At 54.4% G+C, this 15662-nt stretch carries 21 protein-coding genes and 2 tRNA genes; 10 read left to right on the top strand and 13 right to left on the bottom strand.

From position 1 onward, the window contains the following. The first annotated feature begins 169 nt into the window (after positions 1 to 169). From V6575_RS10375 to V6575_RS10365, 3 genes are all read left to right on the top strand, one after another. On the top strand, positions 170 to 706 hold the full coding sequence (locus V6575_RS10375) for a DUF192 domain-containing protein (RefSeq protein ID WP_340274240.1): 537 nt from the start codon (positions 170 to 172) through the stop codon (positions 704 to 706). Between the two features lie 130 nt (positions 707 to 836). Then, positions 837 to 913, top strand: a tRNA-Pro gene (locus V6575_RS10370). A gap of 372 nt (positions 914 to 1285) precedes the next feature. Then, complete coding sequence (locus V6575_RS10365; RefSeq protein WP_340274239.1) at positions 1286 to 1987, top strand: hypothetical protein; 702 nt, start codon at positions 1286 to 1288, stop codon at positions 1985 to 1987. Here the strand turns inward: V6575_RS10365 and V6575_RS10360 are convergent. After that, positions 1962 to 2456: a hypothetical protein gene (locus V6575_RS10360; protein ID WP_340274238.1), complete on the bottom strand. Its 495-nt coding sequence runs from the start codon at positions 2454 to 2456 to the stop codon at positions 1962 to 1964. The genes V6575_RS10365 and V6575_RS10360 overlap by 26 nt on opposite strands. 32 nt (positions 2457 to 2488) lie before the next feature. Continuing rightward, a complete protein-coding gene (locus V6575_RS10355) occupies positions 2489 to 2722 on the bottom strand; it encodes a hypothetical protein (RefSeq protein ID WP_340274237.1) in 234 nt (77 codons plus the stop codon). A 273-nt stretch (positions 2723 to 2995) separates the two neighbouring features. On the opposite strand from V6575_RS10355, the gene V6575_RS10350 reads away from it, so the two are divergent. Together V6575_RS10350 and V6575_RS10345 are read left to right on the top strand one after the other, a co-directional pair. Beyond that, positions 2996 to 3301 carry an ETC complex I subunit gene (locus tag V6575_RS10350; RefSeq protein ID WP_340274236.1) on the top strand — a complete coding sequence of 102 codons (306 nt, stop codon included), beginning with the start codon at positions 2996 to 2998 and terminating at the stop codon, positions 3299 to 3301. 84 nt (positions 3302 to 3385) lie between these two features. Beyond that, positions 3386 to 3462: transfer RNA gene (locus tag V6575_RS10345), tRNA-Arg, on the top strand. 80 nt (positions 3463 to 3542) lie between these two features. On the opposite strand, the gene V6575_RS10340 is transcribed toward V6575_RS10345, so the two are convergent. The 7 genes from V6575_RS10340 to V6575_RS10310 are packed head-to-tail and all read right to left on the bottom strand — an operon-like array spanning position 3543 to position 6180. Continuing rightward, positions 3543 to 4598: a tyrosine-type recombinase/integrase gene (locus V6575_RS10340; protein ID WP_340274235.1), complete on the bottom strand. Its 1056-nt coding sequence runs from the start codon at positions 4596 to 4598 to the stop codon at positions 3543 to 3545. Further along, positions 4598 to 4765, bottom strand: coding sequence for a hypothetical protein (locus tag V6575_RS10335; RefSeq protein WP_340274234.1), 168 nt, complete (start codon positions 4763 to 4765; stop codon positions 4598 to 4600). The genes V6575_RS10340 and V6575_RS10335 overlap by 1 nt, the downstream gene beginning before the upstream one ends. Next, the gene (locus tag V6575_RS10330) at positions 4762 to 4968 is read right to left on the bottom strand and encodes a hypothetical protein (RefSeq protein WP_340274232.1); all 207 of its coding nucleotides are present in this window, start codon (positions 4966 to 4968) and stop codon (positions 4762 to 4764) included. The genes V6575_RS10335 and V6575_RS10330 overlap by 4 nt, the downstream gene beginning before the upstream one ends. Before the next feature lie 14 nt (positions 4969 to 4982). Further along, complete coding sequence (locus tag V6575_RS10325; protein WP_340274231.1) at positions 4983 to 5180, bottom strand: hypothetical protein; 198 nt, start codon at positions 5178 to 5180, stop codon at positions 4983 to 4985. 11 nt (positions 5181 to 5191) lie between these two features. After that, entirely contained in the window at positions 5192 to 5494 is a 303-nt protein-coding gene (locus tag V6575_RS10320) for a hypothetical protein (RefSeq protein WP_340274230.1), read from the bottom strand. A 3-nt stretch (positions 5495 to 5497) separates the two neighbouring features. After that, positions 5498 to 5830: a hypothetical protein gene (locus V6575_RS10315; RefSeq protein ID WP_340274229.1), complete on the bottom strand. Its 333-nt coding sequence runs from the start codon at positions 5828 to 5830 to the stop codon at positions 5498 to 5500. Then, the gene (locus tag V6575_RS10310) at positions 5794 to 6180 is read right to left on the bottom strand and encodes a hypothetical protein (RefSeq protein WP_340274228.1); all 387 of its coding nucleotides are present in this window, start codon (positions 6178 to 6180) and stop codon (positions 5794 to 5796) included. Before V6575_RS10310 ends, V6575_RS10315 begins: the two co-directional genes overlap by 37 nt. Before the next feature lie 305 nt (positions 6181 to 6485). Between V6575_RS10310 and V6575_RS10305 the strand changes: the two genes are divergently transcribed. Then, positions 6486 to 7259, top strand: coding sequence for a hypothetical protein (locus V6575_RS10305; RefSeq protein WP_340274227.1), 774 nt, complete (start codon positions 6486 to 6488; stop codon positions 7257 to 7259). Positions 7260 to 7996: 737 nt separating this feature from the next. Here V6575_RS10305 and V6575_RS10300 read toward each other — a convergent pair. Beyond that, complete coding sequence (locus V6575_RS10300; protein ID WP_340274226.1) at positions 7997 to 8557, bottom strand: helix-turn-helix domain-containing protein; 561 nt, start codon at positions 8555 to 8557, stop codon at positions 7997 to 7999. Between the two features lie 291 nt (positions 8558 to 8848). Between V6575_RS10300 and V6575_RS10295 the strand changes: the two genes are divergently transcribed. Both V6575_RS10295 and V6575_RS10290 read left to right on the top strand, forming a co-directional pair. Then, a complete protein-coding gene (locus V6575_RS10295) occupies positions 8849 to 9349 on the top strand; it encodes a hypothetical protein (protein WP_340274225.1) in 501 nt (166 codons plus the stop codon). Further along, the gene (locus V6575_RS10290; protein WP_340274224.1) at positions 9346 to 10191 is read left to right on the top strand and encodes a hypothetical protein; all 846 of its coding nucleotides are present in this window, start codon (positions 9346 to 9348) and stop codon (positions 10189 to 10191) included. The genes V6575_RS10295 and V6575_RS10290 overlap by 4 nt, the downstream gene beginning before the upstream one ends. Before the next feature lie 341 nt (positions 10192 to 10532). Here V6575_RS10290 and V6575_RS10285 read toward each other — a convergent pair whose 3' ends face one another. Then, entirely contained in the window at positions 10533 to 11594 is a 1062-nt protein-coding gene (locus tag V6575_RS10285; RefSeq protein WP_340274223.1) for a hypothetical protein, read from the bottom strand. Between the two features lie 303 nt (positions 11595 to 11897). Next, positions 11898 to 13016 carry a pentapeptide repeat-containing protein gene (locus tag V6575_RS10280; protein ID WP_340274222.1) on the bottom strand — a complete coding sequence of 373 codons (1119 nt, stop codon included), beginning with the start codon at positions 13014 to 13016 and terminating at the stop codon, positions 11898 to 11900. 305 nt (positions 13017 to 13321) lie between these two features. Here V6575_RS10280 and V6575_RS10275 point away from each other — a divergent pair, with 305 nt between their 5' ends. Together V6575_RS10275 and V6575_RS10270 are read left to right on the top strand one after the other, a co-directional pair. Further along, positions 13322 to 13954, top strand: a complete 633-nt coding sequence (locus V6575_RS10275) for an HNH endonuclease (protein ID WP_340274221.1) — start codon at positions 13322 to 13324, stop codon at positions 13952 to 13954. After that, positions 13951 to 14325 (top strand): hypothetical protein, encoded by a 375-nt coding sequence (locus tag V6575_RS10270; protein WP_340274220.1) that lies wholly within the window; start codon positions 13951 to 13953, stop codon positions 14323 to 14325. Before V6575_RS10275 ends, V6575_RS10270 begins: the two co-directional genes overlap by 4 nt. A 20-nt stretch (positions 14326 to 14345) precedes the next feature. Here the strand turns inward: V6575_RS10270 and V6575_RS10265 are convergent, their stop codons facing one another. Further along, positions 14346 to 15647, bottom strand: a complete 1302-nt coding sequence (locus V6575_RS10265) for a pentapeptide repeat-containing protein (protein WP_340274219.1) — start codon at positions 15645 to 15647, stop codon at positions 14346 to 14348. Positions 15648 to 15662: the final 15 nt, after the last annotated feature.

The raw sequence follows: 15662 nt of genomic DNA, 5'->3' as shown, positions 1-15662 counted from the left end.
CTTTTGAGAATTGCAGTTGAAGATATTAAAGGTCGGCATTGTCCGGCCTTTCTTTTTGTCAAATGCATTTGTTTCAGTCAGCAGGTGCCTGGCAGCAGCTGGAACGAGACATGGTGCAGCCGTAAATGAGGGCTAGCTGTATAATGAAGTCCTGCGATGTGAGGTGTTTATGATGAAATCCGTTTTGGCCGACAGGCTTCCTTCCGCCTGGCTGATCGCTTTGCGGGCGGCCTCCCGGGCAGCTGTCGTGTGTGTTGGCCTTATCACGTTGTTCGTTGCCGGGGCAGGGACAGGGATAGGTGCCGAGGGTGTTGCTGATCTGCCGATGGAAGACCTCAGCATTGTGAGCGTTGAGGCGACGCACGAGTTCAAGGTGGAAGTCGCCAGTACGGACAGGCAAAGGGCACAGGGATTGATGCTGCGTGAAACCATGGCGGGTGATCATGGCATGCTGTTCGTTTTTGACGCGGAAGGTGACCGATACTTCTGGATGAAGGATACGCCGCTGTCTCTGGATATTATTTTCGCAGATGCAGACGGCGTGATCGTTCGGATCGCCGAGCGAACCACACCTTTTTCCCAGAAAATTATTCCATCCCGAGAAGCTGCAATGTTTGTGCTGGAGCTAAATGCCGGGCAATCTGAAAAACTAGGGATTTCTGCGGGAGACAGGCTGGTTTCACCATCTATATCGGCTGTGAGGTAGCTGATTGGGCCTGTTGAAAAGTTGGGTTTGGGGTCATTAATTTGGTGAATATCGCAAAGATGCTGAAATGGTGTCTTGAACTCGCTGACAAATTGATTATACCCACGATCAAGGTGTTACACACTGAAGTCGGGGCATAGCGCAGCCTGGTAGCGCATCTGGTTTGGGACCAGAGGGTCGCAAGTTCGAATCTTGCTGCCCCGACCATTTTCTCCAAAATTGATGGTTGATACGGAGACTGCTTAGCAGTTTTTATTGCGAGTTTTCTCCGCTGTAAATATCTGAGCGAAAAGCCAGATATAGGATGAAGTGCTCTGTCGCTTGTCTCAAATTCCCATTCTTGTCCGATGATGATTTGCAAACGCGCTCACATATGTGCTCAGCGGCTGCCTGTGGGCCCCTGAACTGCATTCGACAGGTTTTGGCGAGTGTTGTGCAGGGATCTTAATTAGAAAACGCAGCGTGAGTTTTTTAAATCCGGTGAAGACATGATGGAAATTGGCTTTGTGGCTTTTCTCGTGATGAAAATTTGACCACCATGCCTCCACTTGTGCAGTTAAAATCAGGGTGGTTCGCGAAATGTATTTGGATCAAATTGGCGATGACACCCTCAGGATCACCCAGGCGGTGGCTCTGCTTCAGGAGAAGATCCGGTCAGCTGGCTTGCGTTTGAAGGAAAGCACGGATTTTTCCCTGTTTGAGGATACGATCCGGGCGACTGAAGACCGTTATCTCATGGAAGATTTTTCCGGCAAGTTTTTTGATCTGCATGGAACTAGTGCTTTCTGGATTGGGGCCTGGGACAAGAGCGGAGAGCCGGTGTCTGTTCAAGCTGCCAAAATTGAAGACCTGCGGGATCGAAGTCTTGGTCAGTATTGGCAGCAGCAGCAACGCCGGATCTTCGTTGACCCGTCACAAGATGCGGAGCTTGGCGATGAACACGCTCATGATGCTTTCTTCATTCGAGGGCGCATTGTCTATCATGGGAACCTTTGGCTGCGACGTCAGGAGCGCGGCAAGGGATTGGCTGAGGCCTTGACCCAACTGGGGTTTCTGATTTCGCTATTGAAATGGTCGCCGGATTATCTTTACGGCCTGATGGCCGCTCGCAATGCCATGAAAGGCTTCGGGATCCGTGTCGGGTATCGGCGCTTCGCGCCCAGGGGAACGCATTGGGTCAAGTCGCCAGAGCATGTGCGCCCGGATGATTGGCTTGTCTATTCGACGCGCAATGACCTAATTACACTGGCCCGGACTATTGCTGCTGAAGGTCCTGAATAACGCCGAAATAAGCGCAGAACCGTCGTTCAGACTTTGGAGACGGACGCAGGGCGATGATCAGCCGTTCGAAGGCGATGTCTACAATCTTGCCCCCAATATCAATGGAAGCACGCGCATAGCCGTAATAGGGGCCGCCGCTCAACGCCGCACGATAAGCAGCTGTCGAGGCTTCTTCCAGGTCTGGATCGGGGGTCTTGAGTTCCTGATCCTGCTGCATGGCCCAGTCTTCACCAAACAGAACGCGCTGGCTTGACCTGCGTCCGACATAGAAAATTGGCGGAGGGTAGTTCTTGATCAGCTTGTCTGAGCACAAGCTCAGGTAGGGCATATGTTCGCGAATCTTGTCCGATACAAGCCCGGAGGACGACATCATGCTGTCGTAGAACGCAGTCAACTGAGGATCAGCAAGGCCTTTTTCAATTGCCCTGGTTCCCAATTCGGTAAAAACTGTCTCGTTCTTGGTCGGCACCGCGTTAAATTCCCTGTTTGACAGGCCTTAGGTCATTCTTTGAAAGCTTTGAGAAGCAGGGAAATTATACCGTAGAACTCTTCACGTGTCTCTGGACTTAAGTCATCAGCGTTAGCAACATTATAATCGAGCATGAGCATCATATCCCACATATCAGTCAGATTGCGTTCATCTACCGTGGCTTTCAGTGTCTTTAGGTCCTGTTTGACCGAATTGCCGAGGCCGGGCACATGAATTTCACTGCGGAAACATAGCGGTGTGTGCATGAGTGTTCTTTATGTTTGGACGCGGCGTATCTAAGAAGTACGGCATGTCGGCTTTGTTCGAGGCGATAGAAGTCGCACAAACCATTTAGGGTTGTATACACAATTTGCGCAAGAGCTGTGAATCTGGTTAACGCATTACATAGATTGTTGGCTGAGGATGCCAGTGAGCGATCGGCTGTTGACTTCCGCTTCAAAGGCGGGAAAAAGCTGTATTAGAGTTTGGATGTGCCGCTTGATCGGTACCTGGGCCTCAAGACGCAAGGAACGAGCACTATGGTTGCGCGTATCTACAGACCGGCCAAAACGGCCATGCAGTCCGGCAAAGCCAAGACCCAACGGTGGGTTCTGGATTATGAGCCTGAAGTGGCTCGTTCTGTTGAGCCATTGATGGGCTATACGTCCTCTTCCGATATGAAACAGCAAATTCGGCTCTACTTTGAAACCAAGGAAGATGCAGTTGCCTATGCACAGCGCAATGGCATAGAACACCGCGTCGAGGAAGCACGTGAACGGGTTGTTCGCGGTGCTGCCTACTCTGACAACTTCAAATTTGACAGGCAGGCTCCCTGGACCCATTAAAGGGGCCTTGATCCTGAAAGGGCTTGGACGAATTGGGCTTTTGCCTGATTGACCATCAAGCTCTCTTGTCTAATTGCCAAATATGGCCCCGTAGCTCAGCTGGATAGAGCGCTCGCCTTCTAAGCGAATGGTCACAGGTTCGAATCCTGTCGGGGTCACCACTTTTCTTCTAAGTTATTAATTTTGTTGTGATTATCCGATATTTCCCCGCACCTTGGGGGGAAGGTGCGGGGAATTTGTTCTAGCTTCGGTCCAATAATCCGCCGTTTTCGAGGCCCATTTTCTTGCGGTTTGCCTGCTTGGCATAGAGGGTTGCCATGTCTTCGCTGGTCCAGCCGAATATCGCCATCATCTGATGAGATGTCGCTCCCCGTTCGGCTGCGAGTACGGCTCCGGCTTTCCGCAGCCCGTGGGCGCGGCCCTTTTCCAGACCGGCCTCAAGGCACTGTTTGCGGAACCAGTTTCCGAAGCTGGCAGCGCTTGAAAAAGGGGTGCCTCTGGTCGTCAGGAGCAGGGTCAAGGTTCCTGATCTGGAAGCGTCAATGGATCGGGCCAGAGCAGGGACAATCGGCAGATAAATCCATTCTCTGGTCTTGCCGGTTTGAAAGTGGAGTTCGCCGTCCTTGATGTGTTGCCTGCCGATCTGGCAGGCGTCTTGTCGGCGCAGGCCCGTGTAAAGCATGAGGTCCATCGCGAGTCGGGCCATCGTTCCGATCTCGTGGCAATCCTCGAATTTCTTTATTTCTTCTGCGGTCCAGGTGTGGAAGCCTGCAGTTTCTGCCTGGATCTTTTTGACGCTTGCGGTTGGATCTTCGTCCAGAATGCCGTCAAGGAGGCCGGAATCTATGCCCCACGAAAATGCAGCTTTTATGGTCTTGAGGAAGTTGTTCGCAGCTTCCGGGGTGTGCGCTCTGCGCTCCCTGGCTTTTCGGACAACGCCTGGTGTGATGTCAGACAGCAGCGCTGAGCCTGATTTATCGACGATCCTCTTGATGATATTGCTTCGTGCCCTGCGGGTGCCTTCTGACAAGTTGGTGAAGCGTGTGCTCTGCTGATAAATGTCAAATAACCAGCCCAGCGTATGGCGCTTGTATCGGCTTCGGGGCTTTTGGGGGGCGGGCCTGTCCTGTGCAGCGGCATTATAGGCCTGCATGAACTCGGAGTTCGGCTCTGTGCTGTATTGGTCAGGCAGGCGAGTTCTCTTGCCTTTGCCAACGCGATAAACCCATGTGACCCGCCCGTGTCGTGTCTTTTCCTTGATCAGATTCGGGAGGCGAGGGCGCGGCATGAGGGACATTAGAGTTCAGGTTCCGGCCGGTTTTCAAGCTCTATCTTGGGGCTTGTCAAAATTCGGATGGTTCCTTCACGGGTAATCTCGACGCCATCCACAGGCAAACCGGCATCAACAACGGCTCTTACAGCGCGTTTGACGTCGACTTGCTTGAAGGTGGCGTGGGTGTTCATCGTCTATCGTCCTTTGAGGGGCTTTGGTTTCCTTTTGATCGGCTGCGCTCTGCTGAGCGCGTAAGGTCTTCGCTGTCGAGCAGAAAGCGGGCTTGATCCAGCACTTGCGTTGAGACGTATTCCTGACCAGGACAGCCCGGCACCAGGACCGCGCTCATCACGATGTCGGCAAGTGCCTTCTTAAACGTCTGCGCGTCGTCCATGGTCTTCCGTGCCTCTAATCGCTGATCGGCCAGATGGTGACCGTGTGCCCGCGTTCGGTCGCTTCGCGCACGTATTGCGCTTGCTCTTCGTCGTCATCAAATGGGGCATGCTGTGAGCATAAATGCCCGTCGCTGTCGCGGGCTTCTGCCTGCCAGCCGCCTGCGCGGCTTTCTTCAGGCGTCATGAGATTTACAGGGCTTGGGTCTCTCATCTATCGGGCCTTCATTGTGTTGGTGCCGGGTTGTTGGCGATGACTTTGGTGCTGGCGAGTGGGTCGTCGTAGAGGGCTCGTGCAGCGGTTTCTGCTTCTTCCAGCGTGTAGCCTGTGACCTGAAAGTCTTTCGCGGTGGACTGGTAGCCGTGCATCTTGTTCTCGACCCGCACGGTGAACATTTGCAGAGTTTCAAAGGGCAGTTTTTTGCGGACCGTCTCAGCGATCAGGCAAAGGGTCCGGGCCTCATTCTCAAAGCCAGCAAGGCTCAAGTTTATGGCGGCGGTTTCCAGTTCTTGGGGAATGCTGGTCATGCCTCACACCTCCGGACAGACAAGAAAGAGGCCGTGACCTGCAGCGATGCCGAAAGCCACGGCCAAGGTGGCCCTTTGCAGAGATGCGGGGAGGATTCGCTCTGCTGTTTTGGGCGATTGGGTGTGTTCTGTTAGGTCTGATGATTCTGGGAAATCGCCGAACTGGCGGTCCGCGTCACGGGCGGCGCTTGCCTTTGCCAATGTGCAGAGGGCAAGCGCCGCCAATGTGAAAGCGGGGAACAGGAGCGCTGTCCAGATGACAAGCGGGGCGATGGTGTGTCGCAGGCTTGCCAGTTCTGTTAGGAGCAGGGCTGTTTCAGGGGAGATATCGTGCATGGTTCACGCCCCTGTTCCGGTTGATCGGGCGTTGCCAGCAGCGCCTTGAGCGCCGCGATGGCCTCTGGTTTGCCGTAGACCTTGTGGTCGCTGCCCGGCAGATCCAGTGCGATCAGCTCCATGGCTGAGACGGTTTTGCATGCGCCGTCCGGCTGCGCGACCTGCATGGTGCGCAGAGGGCTTTTGATGCCCTCGTAAAACGCCAGCTGACTGGCGAGGCTGTCCATGCATTTTCGAACAGAGTCTATCAGGATCATCAGATCGCGCAGTTTGTGCTGCTCTGTCAGCATTTTTGCGTGCGTGGTGAGCAATTCGATGGCGCGTTTTGCGTTGCCAATTGAGGCGGTCATGTGTGCAGTCCCTGTCCATTATAAAGTCGGATTCGGCCAGCGAAGACTGCCGGACAGGGTGAGACACGCGCAAGAGCATGAGGATAATCGAATGCTGAAAAGTCGCAAGAATGCAGCGCGCACGTATAAGACGTGTGTTGTTGGGGACGCGTTGAATTCCGACAATGTAGGGAAGGTGCATGGTGATATAAAACCGCTACCATCAGTGATTGATGATGAATTGTGCGAATAAAGCACAGTTTCGTCAAGCGAAATTGTGCGTTTTAAGGCCAATTCAGGAAAAATCCAATAAACGGAGATCGAAATTGGCTGCTTTAGATCGTTTCGAAGAATGGATTGACCCGGGAACATTTGCTCGGGTTATCAATGGCTTAGAGAGTCGACTATATGGTTTAGGATATAAGGTTGAGTACGGCGCGGAATTTCGTAAACTTGAAGATGATTTAGCCGAAACAGACAAAAAAGCACTTACTGAACATTTTCGAATGGCATTGAACACCTACACACCGGATACTGCTTTTTGGGTCAAGGTTGTAGATGAAGACAGTCGCATTATTGCTGTAATAGCTGCACGAGTAGATCAACTTGGTTCGCAGAACTTAGGTGAGTATATTCGAAACTATTGGTGGCGATGTTACCCAGATAAAATGCAAAATGGCGTTGCAGCTGCGCCAGTGCAGCCTCGATTTTTAAGTGAAATTAGTGGGAAAGTCGCTTATCTCGGTGATCTATGGGTGGCGCGAGATCATCAGAGGAAAAAGATCCATGAGTGGCTAACACCACTCACTATGTTTGTTGCCCTGCAGAAATGGCACCCAGATTGGATATATTGTTGGGTGAGGCCAAGCGCATGGAATAAGCGGTATCCTCTTGCCTACGGCTTCTCCGCTGTACACCCAATGGGTATCCAGTGGTTGAAGGGGCGTGAGCCAGTTACAATTGACAGCGATCTTGTAATAGGCGTGAACCGGCGTGATTGGGCACTGGATTGGTTAGATCGATTTGGCGACGAATTTCCAAGGGCTTCACATATGTTGTTAGCTGAGAAAGCCCAGAATTTAAATTCCACCGAAGAATAAGTCGCTCGTATAGCAGGTGAACTTCGTGGCCATCGATGCATTTTAGCCGTTTTGAAATTGTCTCGTAACATGGTTGGCCATCAATGGCTATGTGATAGCCCTCATGCACGCCCATTCTAAAATTGATGTCAAATAGAGCTTTGGGCGCACAATCTTCTGTTTCAACACTTGAAGGGACCACTTGTGCGCACATTGTTTTTGGCCCGACGAATAGTATGTCCGGGCTGTCGCCGTCAGTGGCTTCTGCTGCCGTTAAAATAAGGTGTGGTGAAAAACTAGCAAGTTCAGAAGGCATTGACCTAGAATGACGGTTTTCCATCCAAATTCTAATTAGATTTTGACCAATAACGTCCATTGACCCGCGTTGGAGTTCGGCAATGGCGTGCAAGTGAACGAATTCTTTCACTGCCTTGTTCCCTTAATTGGCTCCTGGCGGCCCAATCGATGTAGTTCACGAATAATCGATTTGCGAGTTTTATAATAAATACACTCCTGTTCCTCTGGTTTCAACTTGGAAAGACTAGTGTGTTTGTAGGCGAGGAAACACTCCCATTCCAGAATGTGTTGGCAATCCAGTAAAAGGGCTGTCTTCAATAGCTCGTAGAAATTTAATTCTCGATTTGATAATTCAAATTTCTTCGGAGGGTGGCTTTCAGGTTCTTTTCTCATCAACGCTCCTATTCCTACTCAGGGTAGGGAAGCATGGTCGATACAGCTCATGCAAGAAAAATAGGCGATTAGCGCCCATGCAATTGTGCTTTTAGCCCAATGCGAACAGCTTCGATGAATTTTTCAAACGGCATATCGCCATTGTATTCAGTGGATTCAATCTCAAGTGCCGCCGCCCATGCACGATTGTAGGCGTGATCAAAATCCTGATCATCAGAACCAATTTTAACAAGATGTTTTTTATCAGAATCTGCATTGGCAAGCAGCAAGTCATCGCTATCTGGAGCGTCGGAAAGCGAAGGAATTGGGGCGTTTAGGAACTGGGAAATCCGTATAAGCTCCTCAGCTGTCATCACCCGTGAACCTTGCACCATCCGATTAATCTTCTGTGATGTTAATCCGACCGCGCGCGCAAGCTGAGACTGGTTTGTCCCTGCTTTCCCTATGGCTTCATCAAGCCATTTAGATAGTATTGCGTTAGCTGTTGTTGTCATCATGGGCAAATTATGCACACGCCGAGCGCTACTGTCCTTGACTAATAGCGCACAATTATTACCACCTGTGACTTGACTTATTTTGCACAATTTTGCATTGAATGGTCTGTTATCGCACAGATCGGGCAAGTTCATGGAACCAGCAGCCTCCATAATAAAGTTACTTGGCGGGCTCACTGCGGTCGCGCAAGGCGTTGATCGCAATGTTCATAGTGTCAAAAAATGGCGTTTACCTCGTGATAAGGGGGGAACCGGCGGTGTCGTTCCCCACGGGGCAGTTTTTCATGTCCTTTTGCTTGGTCATCGCAAGGGATTTTCGCTTCAAGCGCAAGATTTGGTCTTAACCCCGAGCCAGCGTGATTTCCTGAGCCAATCATCCCCTAAAGCGGAGCAACCGTCATCGCATAATGCGGATGGGGTTATGCGATGAGCCTTCGTCCAACCACTGACCACGACCGGCTGGCCCTGAAACGGGCGGTTCGACAGCTTTTGCGCGCATCTGGCGGGCAGGCGTCTGCAGCCGAGGTCACCCGTGTCGGTCAACCTGCGCTGTCGCGCTATGGGTCCAGGCACCATGAAGACCAGATGCCGGTGGATGTTCTGGCGGATTTGACGATTGACGCAGATGACCCGGTTGTTGTGCGCGAGCTGTGCCGTCTGGCCAATGGGGCGTTTGTGCCCATGCGCCGCAAGGGCGGGCATGGCGATTTGTGCGTTAGGGGCGTTTGGGGAGCGGAGATTGCCGCGGCTGTGCGTGAAGGCGGCGAGGCGACGGCAAAGCTCTGCACCGCCCTTGCGGACAACGGCAAGGTGGACCCTCACGAAATCCGGGACATGGATCTGATCCGCGAACTGCATGAATCCATCGAGGCCCAGGTGGTGCTGTTGCATCACTGTGAACAGGTGATGCGGGAGGACGAGGAATGAATGTCATGTTCAAGCCGGATGTCAGCTGGTCAACGCGAAATGCTGCGGCGAAGCGGGCGGCCGTTTCGGCTCTTGTCGAGCAAGGATTGAGCGGCACGCAGATCGCGGAGCGTTTCTCCCGGGCCGGTCATCCTGTGTCGCGCTATGCGGTGGTCTCTTACTGTCAGCGGGAGGCGCTGGTTTTGAAGCGGGCCTGTGCGTTCGGCGATGACAAACGCAAAAAGGGCAGGGCGCAGACATCTGATTTGCGGGATCGGGCTGGCCTGCGCGACTGGAGCGCGATGTCTCAGGCCGCTAAGGTCGCGTTTGTCACCCGGCAACTGGGGCAGGGTCTGAGCCTTTCCGCGATTTCGCGCATGTGCTGCAAGGCAGATGGGTCTTCGCTGAGCCAGGGCACGATCAGTTGGTTTTGCAAAAGATATGACATCAAGCTTCTGAGTGGCCCGAATGATGACCGGCGGGTTTTGGCTGCTGTGGCCGCCAGAAAACGTGCTGCGCAAGCAAGCGCCGGACAGCGGCCTGCGCCGTCAAGGCCCGAACGCAAAGGCCAGCTGGAAAAGGCTGGCCAGACGAAAGACGAACGGGCCGCGCTGGCGGCAACCAGCTTTCACGCCAATGGCACGGGATTGGCTTTGTCCGATCTGACGACCCGGTCCTGTCGCCAGCCTTTATGGGGCTGGACTGGCGCGGCGGATCCTGCGCCTGAAGACCGGCTGTATTGCGGCGCTGCGCAGGATCCGGACACGAGCCATTGCTTTTGCAAGGCCCACCGGGCGCTGAACTGTGTGCCGGTCGAGCGTCCTTTGGGCGCGCAGTCCGGGCCCCAGGCGGGTGATGAGTGATGGGCGCGGCTTGTTTTGATGCTTTGTCTCTCACGGGCGTTCGTTCGCTTCGCTCTCTGCCCTGCGAGGGCGCGGCGCATCAGCGCCGACGCGCGGTTACGCTTGCGGCTGTAAGCCGGGGTGGGCGTGCGGTGAGGGCGGCCTGTCGGCCTGCCTTGTGCATGTCCGATTCTACGCGTGTCGCGCAGGGGCGGGCCTTTCGGCCTGCGCTGCGCGTGCGCCTCGCATCAGCGCCGGCGCGAAGTTCGCCGCATGTCTGTTTCTGCGCCTGTGGCGCAGGGGCGGGTGGTCGCCCTTGTGACGGCTTGGCCGTCAGGGGTGGGCGTGCTGCGGTGAACAGCTCAGGGGGACGCTGGACCAGCGCGCCGTTTGCGCCACGCGCCAATGGCTGCCCAAGCACCGCCAATGCTGCCAAAGCCAAAGAGAGCGGCAAGGCCCAGGCCAATTTTCTGAGCCTTGTCAATTGCGGTCTCGGCACCGGTGGTCAAGCGGCCCAGTTTGGTCCAGATATCGACAGAGACGGTTACGTTTTTGGGAAATTGGCTGACGGGAAGAACAAGCTCTGTATCGCCAATTCTCAGCTTGTTCTTCAAGACAACCGTAAGCTGGAGATTGCCTTCCTTTTTCGGTTTAACCACCCAGTTGAATGTGTCTTCGCCGCCGTCCAGGACGTAGCGCCACTGAATTTCGCTCGGTGTGAATTCGAAGTTGGCCCCCACGAGCTGCGCGCCAATCAGATTTGTGGTTTTTGTGTTTTTGACCTCAAAAGCCGTCGGTTCCATTGTACCGGCCGTAAACAATTGCGTGTTTTCCGAAGCGGGGGCTTCACTGTCACCGAGGCGGCCACGGGAAACCGTGATGAAGGCGTTGTGTTCTTCTTCATAGGCCATATCCGGAAAAAACTCGCCGCTTACCCGTGTGACCCTTTGATCCCTCAGTTTGATCAGATCGATGATCTCGGATTGCTCGGCGGAGCCCGAAGTGGCGAATTTGGCAGCCAATTGGCTGGTCGACAGGGTCGTCAATGTTGGAGGCTGCGGGGAACCCGGGGCTTGCCCTACGTCTCCGGTTTCAATGCTGGCCGGACCTCTGGCAATGCTCCAGCTGCTGTCGTCCGTGGAGGCGTTCGGTATGGAGATCGAATTTTCAATTTCCACAGCTGGCGGCTCCAAAACCAATTGGTCTTCCAGCTGAATGGTTCCGGAAGGGACCGGCAAGTCAAGGGGCACGAGGGCTTTATCGTCGGGGCTGAACATCCGCAAAGTGGTTTCACCCGAAGGAGGCATGACGCTTTCCTCAAGGGCAGAGCTAAATTCTATCCCTTCATTGGCTCGCCAAACGACGAACAGCATGACCGCAGCAACGGCCGCAATGACAACAGGAATGATGACGCGCAATTTCATGATTGCCTCCCCCGAAGCGCGGTCAGCCGTATTCAGCTGACCAAAGCCGGGTCTTGTCTCCCCACCCGGCAATTTGGATCATTTGGCAATTTTAGCAGCTTTTGCGTGCGTTTTCTAGCGTCACCACCCTCATTGCGAGTGGGTGTGAGGTTTCTCGCTCATGGGGGGGCGGCCTGTCGGCCTGCCTTGCGCGAGGGCGGTGCGTCCTCCGCTTTACGGCTTCAGTTTGCCGATCAGGTCCACCACGTTCGGCGGGGCGTCGGTTTGGTCGCCCTGGCTGTCAACGGGGCGGGCTTGGTGACGCTAGTCGACAACACGCAATGCCGGGACTTGCTCTTTGCGAAATTTGAACTGTATGCTCAACTCAGCTTCCTCACCCTCCTTAAAACCTCTCTCTTGAGCCTGAGCAAATTTAGTCTGCAAGAGAGCAAGTTCTTCATCAATATGGGACTGATAAGGCCGGGTTTGGTAGGGGAAGGATTTCGGCGGCGCATCAGGTGCATGCCCATTGTTCTGAATGGTCCAGTAACCATCGATATCAATTGTAGCGTCATCGACCCTGCAGTCGATGAGGGAGCAGGTGCCGAAGCTGTGCCCCGAGAGTTCAGCTCCTCGCATGTCGCAATCTTTGAACTTGCAGTTTTTAAAAAGCGATTTCTTGAAACGCATTCCTGTCATGTCACAGCCGGTGAAGGTGCATTTCTCAAAGACACCGTCAATTTCCATTTGGCTAAAATTATCGCCTTTAAACAGAGCGGTCTTTATAGCGATGCCAAAGAGACAGTGAGCATCATTGTTCGGATCCGGGGCAAAGTCTCTAAGACGAACAAACGTATCGATTGCATCCAGAAAATCGGCTCGACTGACCGAAACTTCGGGCCACGATGCTTCATTTACGACTTCGCCCGTTTTCTGACTGGTGACTGCCATCTTCACTTGGCTGCATTCATCTTTTGTCAGAGTGTAAGCAATGCGGAGCAGGATGTGTTGGGCGTTGCCATAGAAGTCCGCTGGGGCGGCTTTGACGACTTCTTCCAAAAGCCGGATCCCTCCAATGGTGGACAACGCGCCACCATCTTGGTTTGCGATCATTTCCAGCGCTTTTTGATATTTGTCCTGCAGGTGGATGCTGTCTGCGCGCTCCAGATTTCTCTGGTTCAACACCATTTGTTGCTCGGCCACTTCCGCCTGTTTTTGGGCGGTCTTAGCCTGGCTGTTGATTGCTTCGGTCCGTTTATAGGCCAGCCACAATGTGAGCGCCGCACCGGCAGCGATGACAAACGCCTGAATCATTTGGAAAGGGGTTTGCCCACCTTCGGCCAATGGCGTGGCCAAATAGGCAAGATGCTCTGTGGATCCGAAAAGGGATGGGATCACGCCAATAAGAATTATTGCGGCAATTGCCGCCAAAAACGCATTCATCAAGTTGTTCCTCATCAATCCCGCAACTTGACGGGATTCCCAAATCAGCGCAATGTAGATCTGCGTGGCGCAAAATCGCCCGCCGGGATTAGGACCCTGACATCTTCACGGCGCTCCCCCCGCGCTTTTGCGCGGGATTTGTGTTTCCAGCGACCAGTTGGATCCCTATGGAGTGAGCATTCAGGCCGCGCAAGCGGACCCGAACGCATAACCGTGAGGTGTGTTCCGGGTAGTCCTAACCTGTTTGTCTCACTCCGCCATCCGGGATTAGGACACCGTGCGGCGGATTGCTCACGGAGGTCGCTATGAACAGAGCGCCAATACGGGTGGATTCCGCCCACATCAGCTTTGCCCGAGAACATTATCATGTCATCGCCTCGCCAGCGGATACGCTGGCTGAGGTGTTCGACGCCATATCTGCCCGAAATGGCTATCCCGGCTTGCAAGGTCTGCCTGCAAAGGCAAAACGCAGCATTTTGCATCAGGCGGCGACGAACAGGGGCTATGGTCGTCCTTGGTTCGAGAAACAATGCCAAGCGCGCTTTAAACGGCTTGTTCCGAAAATCCAGAAGCGGATGGAACGGAACACTGATCGCAAAAGCGAAATTACTGCGCTTTGGGACTTCTACACCCGGATTTGGGACGAGAACCGCCATGGTCTTGGCGGCTTGCCTGCCGAGCTGTTCTACAAGACGGCTGAATGGCGGAAGTTCCGGTTTGCCTTTCTGTCTTGCTACGGCAGGGTCTGTTGTTCCTGCGGTGCAAAGGGGGGCAGCGGCAAGGCGTTTGAGCTGGATCATATCTTGCCGCGCCATCTTTATCCGGAGCTGGCGTTTCGTCCCGACAATTGCCAGATCCTTTGTGATGATTGCCACGTGGGCAAGGGCGCGACCGCTAAAGTGGCCTGTGCGGCCTATGCGAATGGAGGTGTGCTATGAGCCAGCCCATTCCTTCCACCCCCAAAATAACGCCCTTTGATGACATGCTGCGGCTGCAATTGCGCGCTTTTGAGCTGTGCCATCTGGCCTATGGGCTGAAATCGGTGATCGATGCTTTGTCCGATGTGCCGGGTGTGGGCAACCACCCCGGCATCGCCGCTGCCGAAACGCTCATCGAGCTGATTTCGGACAAGGCCCATGACCTGCCAGACGGAATTGAGCGGATTTATGGGCTGTCTTGCTCACGGGCGCAGGGCCTGTCGGCCTGCCCTGCGCAGGCGCGCCCTGACCGGGCGGCGGGCACTCGCCCTCGTGACGGCAGCGCCGCCAACGGGGCCCCGCCATCCGATGAAACCCGGAGGGCAGGATGATGTCAGTCAGGGTTTCAGTGTTACAGAAGCTCATCCCAGTCGAGCTCTGGACGCTCTGCTATGATCCGATCAACGAAGGCGCTCCAGGGCTCGTCCTGTTTCCGGATGGCGATGTGGTTGGAGACTTGATCCGGGGCTCTCAGTGGCAAGGAATTTTCGAAAGCCCACGCGGCGAAATCCGTGTGTTTAGAAATTACAATACCATGGAGGTTTGCGCTGGACAGATTGGCACCGGCGAAAATCGCGCCGGACAGATAGGTCTTCATAAGGCGCGCGCTGGACAGATCGGCATAATCGAGGTCCGCATCGGTCAGATTGGCTCTGGCGAGATGTGCGTCGGACAAATTGGCGTTGATGAGCTCCGCGCCGGCCAGATTGGCTTGGTTGAACCACGCGCCGGCCAGATTGGCGTGGTTGAACCACGCGCCGGACAGATTGGCTTTGGAGAGGTCCGCGCCGGACAGATTGCTGCCGTTCAAATCCAGCCTCCACTCGGCCCGTTCTTCGCGCTCTTCGGCTTCTTTAACATTGTTGCGCAGATGGGATATTGCTTTGACCGTCTCCTGCAGATCGGCCGGAAATGGTCCGAAGTCGGGGGGCGGCCTGGTCTTGGTGTGTTCGCTCGGAGCAGGTGTGCGGCCCTTGGATTTTTCTCGCAGGAAACTGGCCAGAAGATCCAGCACCTGAATATAGGTTTCGACCGGGTCGCTCAGGGCCAGTTCGCGCAGGATGAAGACCCCGGCAATACGCACCGACAGCTCTCTACTCTCCAACATCTCAGCGCCTTTTTGAAAGCGGTCGATGATCAGGCCGCGTTCGGCAGTCGCGGCCTGCCGCAATCCGGTTTGTGTTTGTTGATGGGCAAGCCAGGATCGCCAGACGGCGAGGGGCAGGCCGATCAGGCCGAGCAGAACCAGCCCGATGTTGCGCAGGTCTTCAAACAGTTTTTTCCCGTCCGGCAAGGCCTTGGCGGCTTCAAGGCTTTCCATGGCGAAGGGATTGAACTTGAGCCAAATGGCGATGCTGTAGGTCAGAAACGCTGTCAGGATCGGCAGCCAGAGCGGCGCTGTGACAAGTCCGATTGCAGTCCAGATCAGGGTCTTTTTGTAATTGATCCAGCTATGGACAGCGCGGAGTGCCTTGGCTGCATGGCTGAGGGCAAAGCGGGTTGCCTTGCGGATCAAGGGGCGCAAGGTCGGAGCGTTGCTGGCGGTGCTGGTGTCCGTCTCCGGTTTGGCCGCAGCGCGGGTATTTGCAGCATCAAGTTGATCCGTCAGCGCCCTGTGGCGCACGGCAAGGTCGGTGTCTGGCGGCTGGCTCATACGGGCTTTCAAACG

It is taken from the genome of Roseibium algae (assembly GCF_037783265.1).
GTDB classification, from domain to species: Bacteria; Pseudomonadota; Alphaproteobacteria; order Rhizobiales; family Stappiaceae; genus Roseibium; species Roseibium algae.
Note: the sequence above shows the minus strand (reverse complement) of the source record. Positions and strands in the feature narration are given on the sequence as shown.

Coding starts and splice junctions, on each gene's coding strand:
- V6575_RS10375 (WP_340274240.1), top strand. CDS start 170: ATGATGAAATCCGTTTTGGCCGACAGGCTTCCTTCCGCCTGGCTGATC.
- V6575_RS10365 (WP_340274239.1), top strand. CDS start 1,286: ATGTATTTGGATCAAATTGGCGATGACACCCTCAGGATCACCCAGGCG.
- V6575_RS10355 (WP_340274237.1), bottom strand. CDS start 2,722: ATGCACACACCGCTATGTTTCCGCAGTGAAATTCATGTGCCCGGCCTC.
- V6575_RS10350 (WP_340274236.1), top strand. CDS start 2,996: ATGGTTGCGCGTATCTACAGACCGGCCAAAACGGCCATGCAGTCCGGC.
- V6575_RS10340 (WP_340274235.1), bottom strand. CDS start 4,598: ATGTCCCTCATGCCGCGCCCTCGCCTCCCGAATCTGATCAAGGAAAAG.
- V6575_RS10335 (WP_340274234.1), bottom strand. CDS start 4,765: ATGAACACCCACGCCACCTTCAAGCAAGTCGACGTCAAACGCGCTGTA.
- V6575_RS10330 (WP_340274232.1), bottom strand. CDS start 4,968: ATGGACGACGCGCAGACGTTTAAGAAGGCACTTGCCGACATCGTGATG.
- V6575_RS10325 (WP_340274231.1), bottom strand. CDS start 5,180: ATGAGAGACCCAAGCCCTGTAAATCTCATGACGCCTGAAGAAAGCCGC.
- V6575_RS10320 (WP_340274230.1), bottom strand. CDS start 5,494: ATGACCAGCATTCCCCAAGAACTGGAAACCGCCGCCATAAACTTGAGC.
- V6575_RS10315 (WP_340274229.1), bottom strand. CDS start 5,830: ATGCACGATATCTCCCCTGAAACAGCCCTGCTCCTAACAGAACTGGCA.
- V6575_RS10310 (WP_340274228.1), bottom strand. CDS start 6,180: ATGACCGCCTCAATTGGCAACGCAAAACGCGCCATCGAATTGCTCACC.
- V6575_RS10300 (WP_340274226.1), bottom strand. CDS start 8,557: ATGAACTTGCCCGATCTGTGCGATAACAGACCATTCAATGCAAAATTG.
- V6575_RS10295 (WP_340274225.1), top strand. CDS start 8,849: ATGAGCCTTCGTCCAACCACTGACCACGACCGGCTGGCCCTGAAACGG.
- V6575_RS10290 (WP_340274224.1), top strand. CDS start 9,346: ATGAATGTCATGTTCAAGCCGGATGTCAGCTGGTCAACGCGAAATGCT.
- V6575_RS10285 (WP_340274223.1), bottom strand. CDS start 11,594: ATGAAATTGCGCGTCATCATTCCTGTTGTCATTGCGGCCGTTGCTGCG.
- V6575_RS10280 (WP_340274222.1), bottom strand. CDS start 13,016: ATGAATGCGTTTTTGGCGGCAATTGCCGCAATAATTCTTATTGGCGTG.
- V6575_RS10275 (WP_340274221.1), top strand. CDS start 13,322: ATGAACAGAGCGCCAATACGGGTGGATTCCGCCCACATCAGCTTTGCC.
- V6575_RS10270 (WP_340274220.1), top strand. CDS start 13,951: ATGAGCCAGCCCATTCCTTCCACCCCCAAAATAACGCCCTTTGATGAC.
- V6575_RS10265 (WP_340274219.1), bottom strand. CDS start 15,647: ATGAGCCAGCCGCCAGACACCGACCTTGCCGTGCGCCACAGGGCGCTG.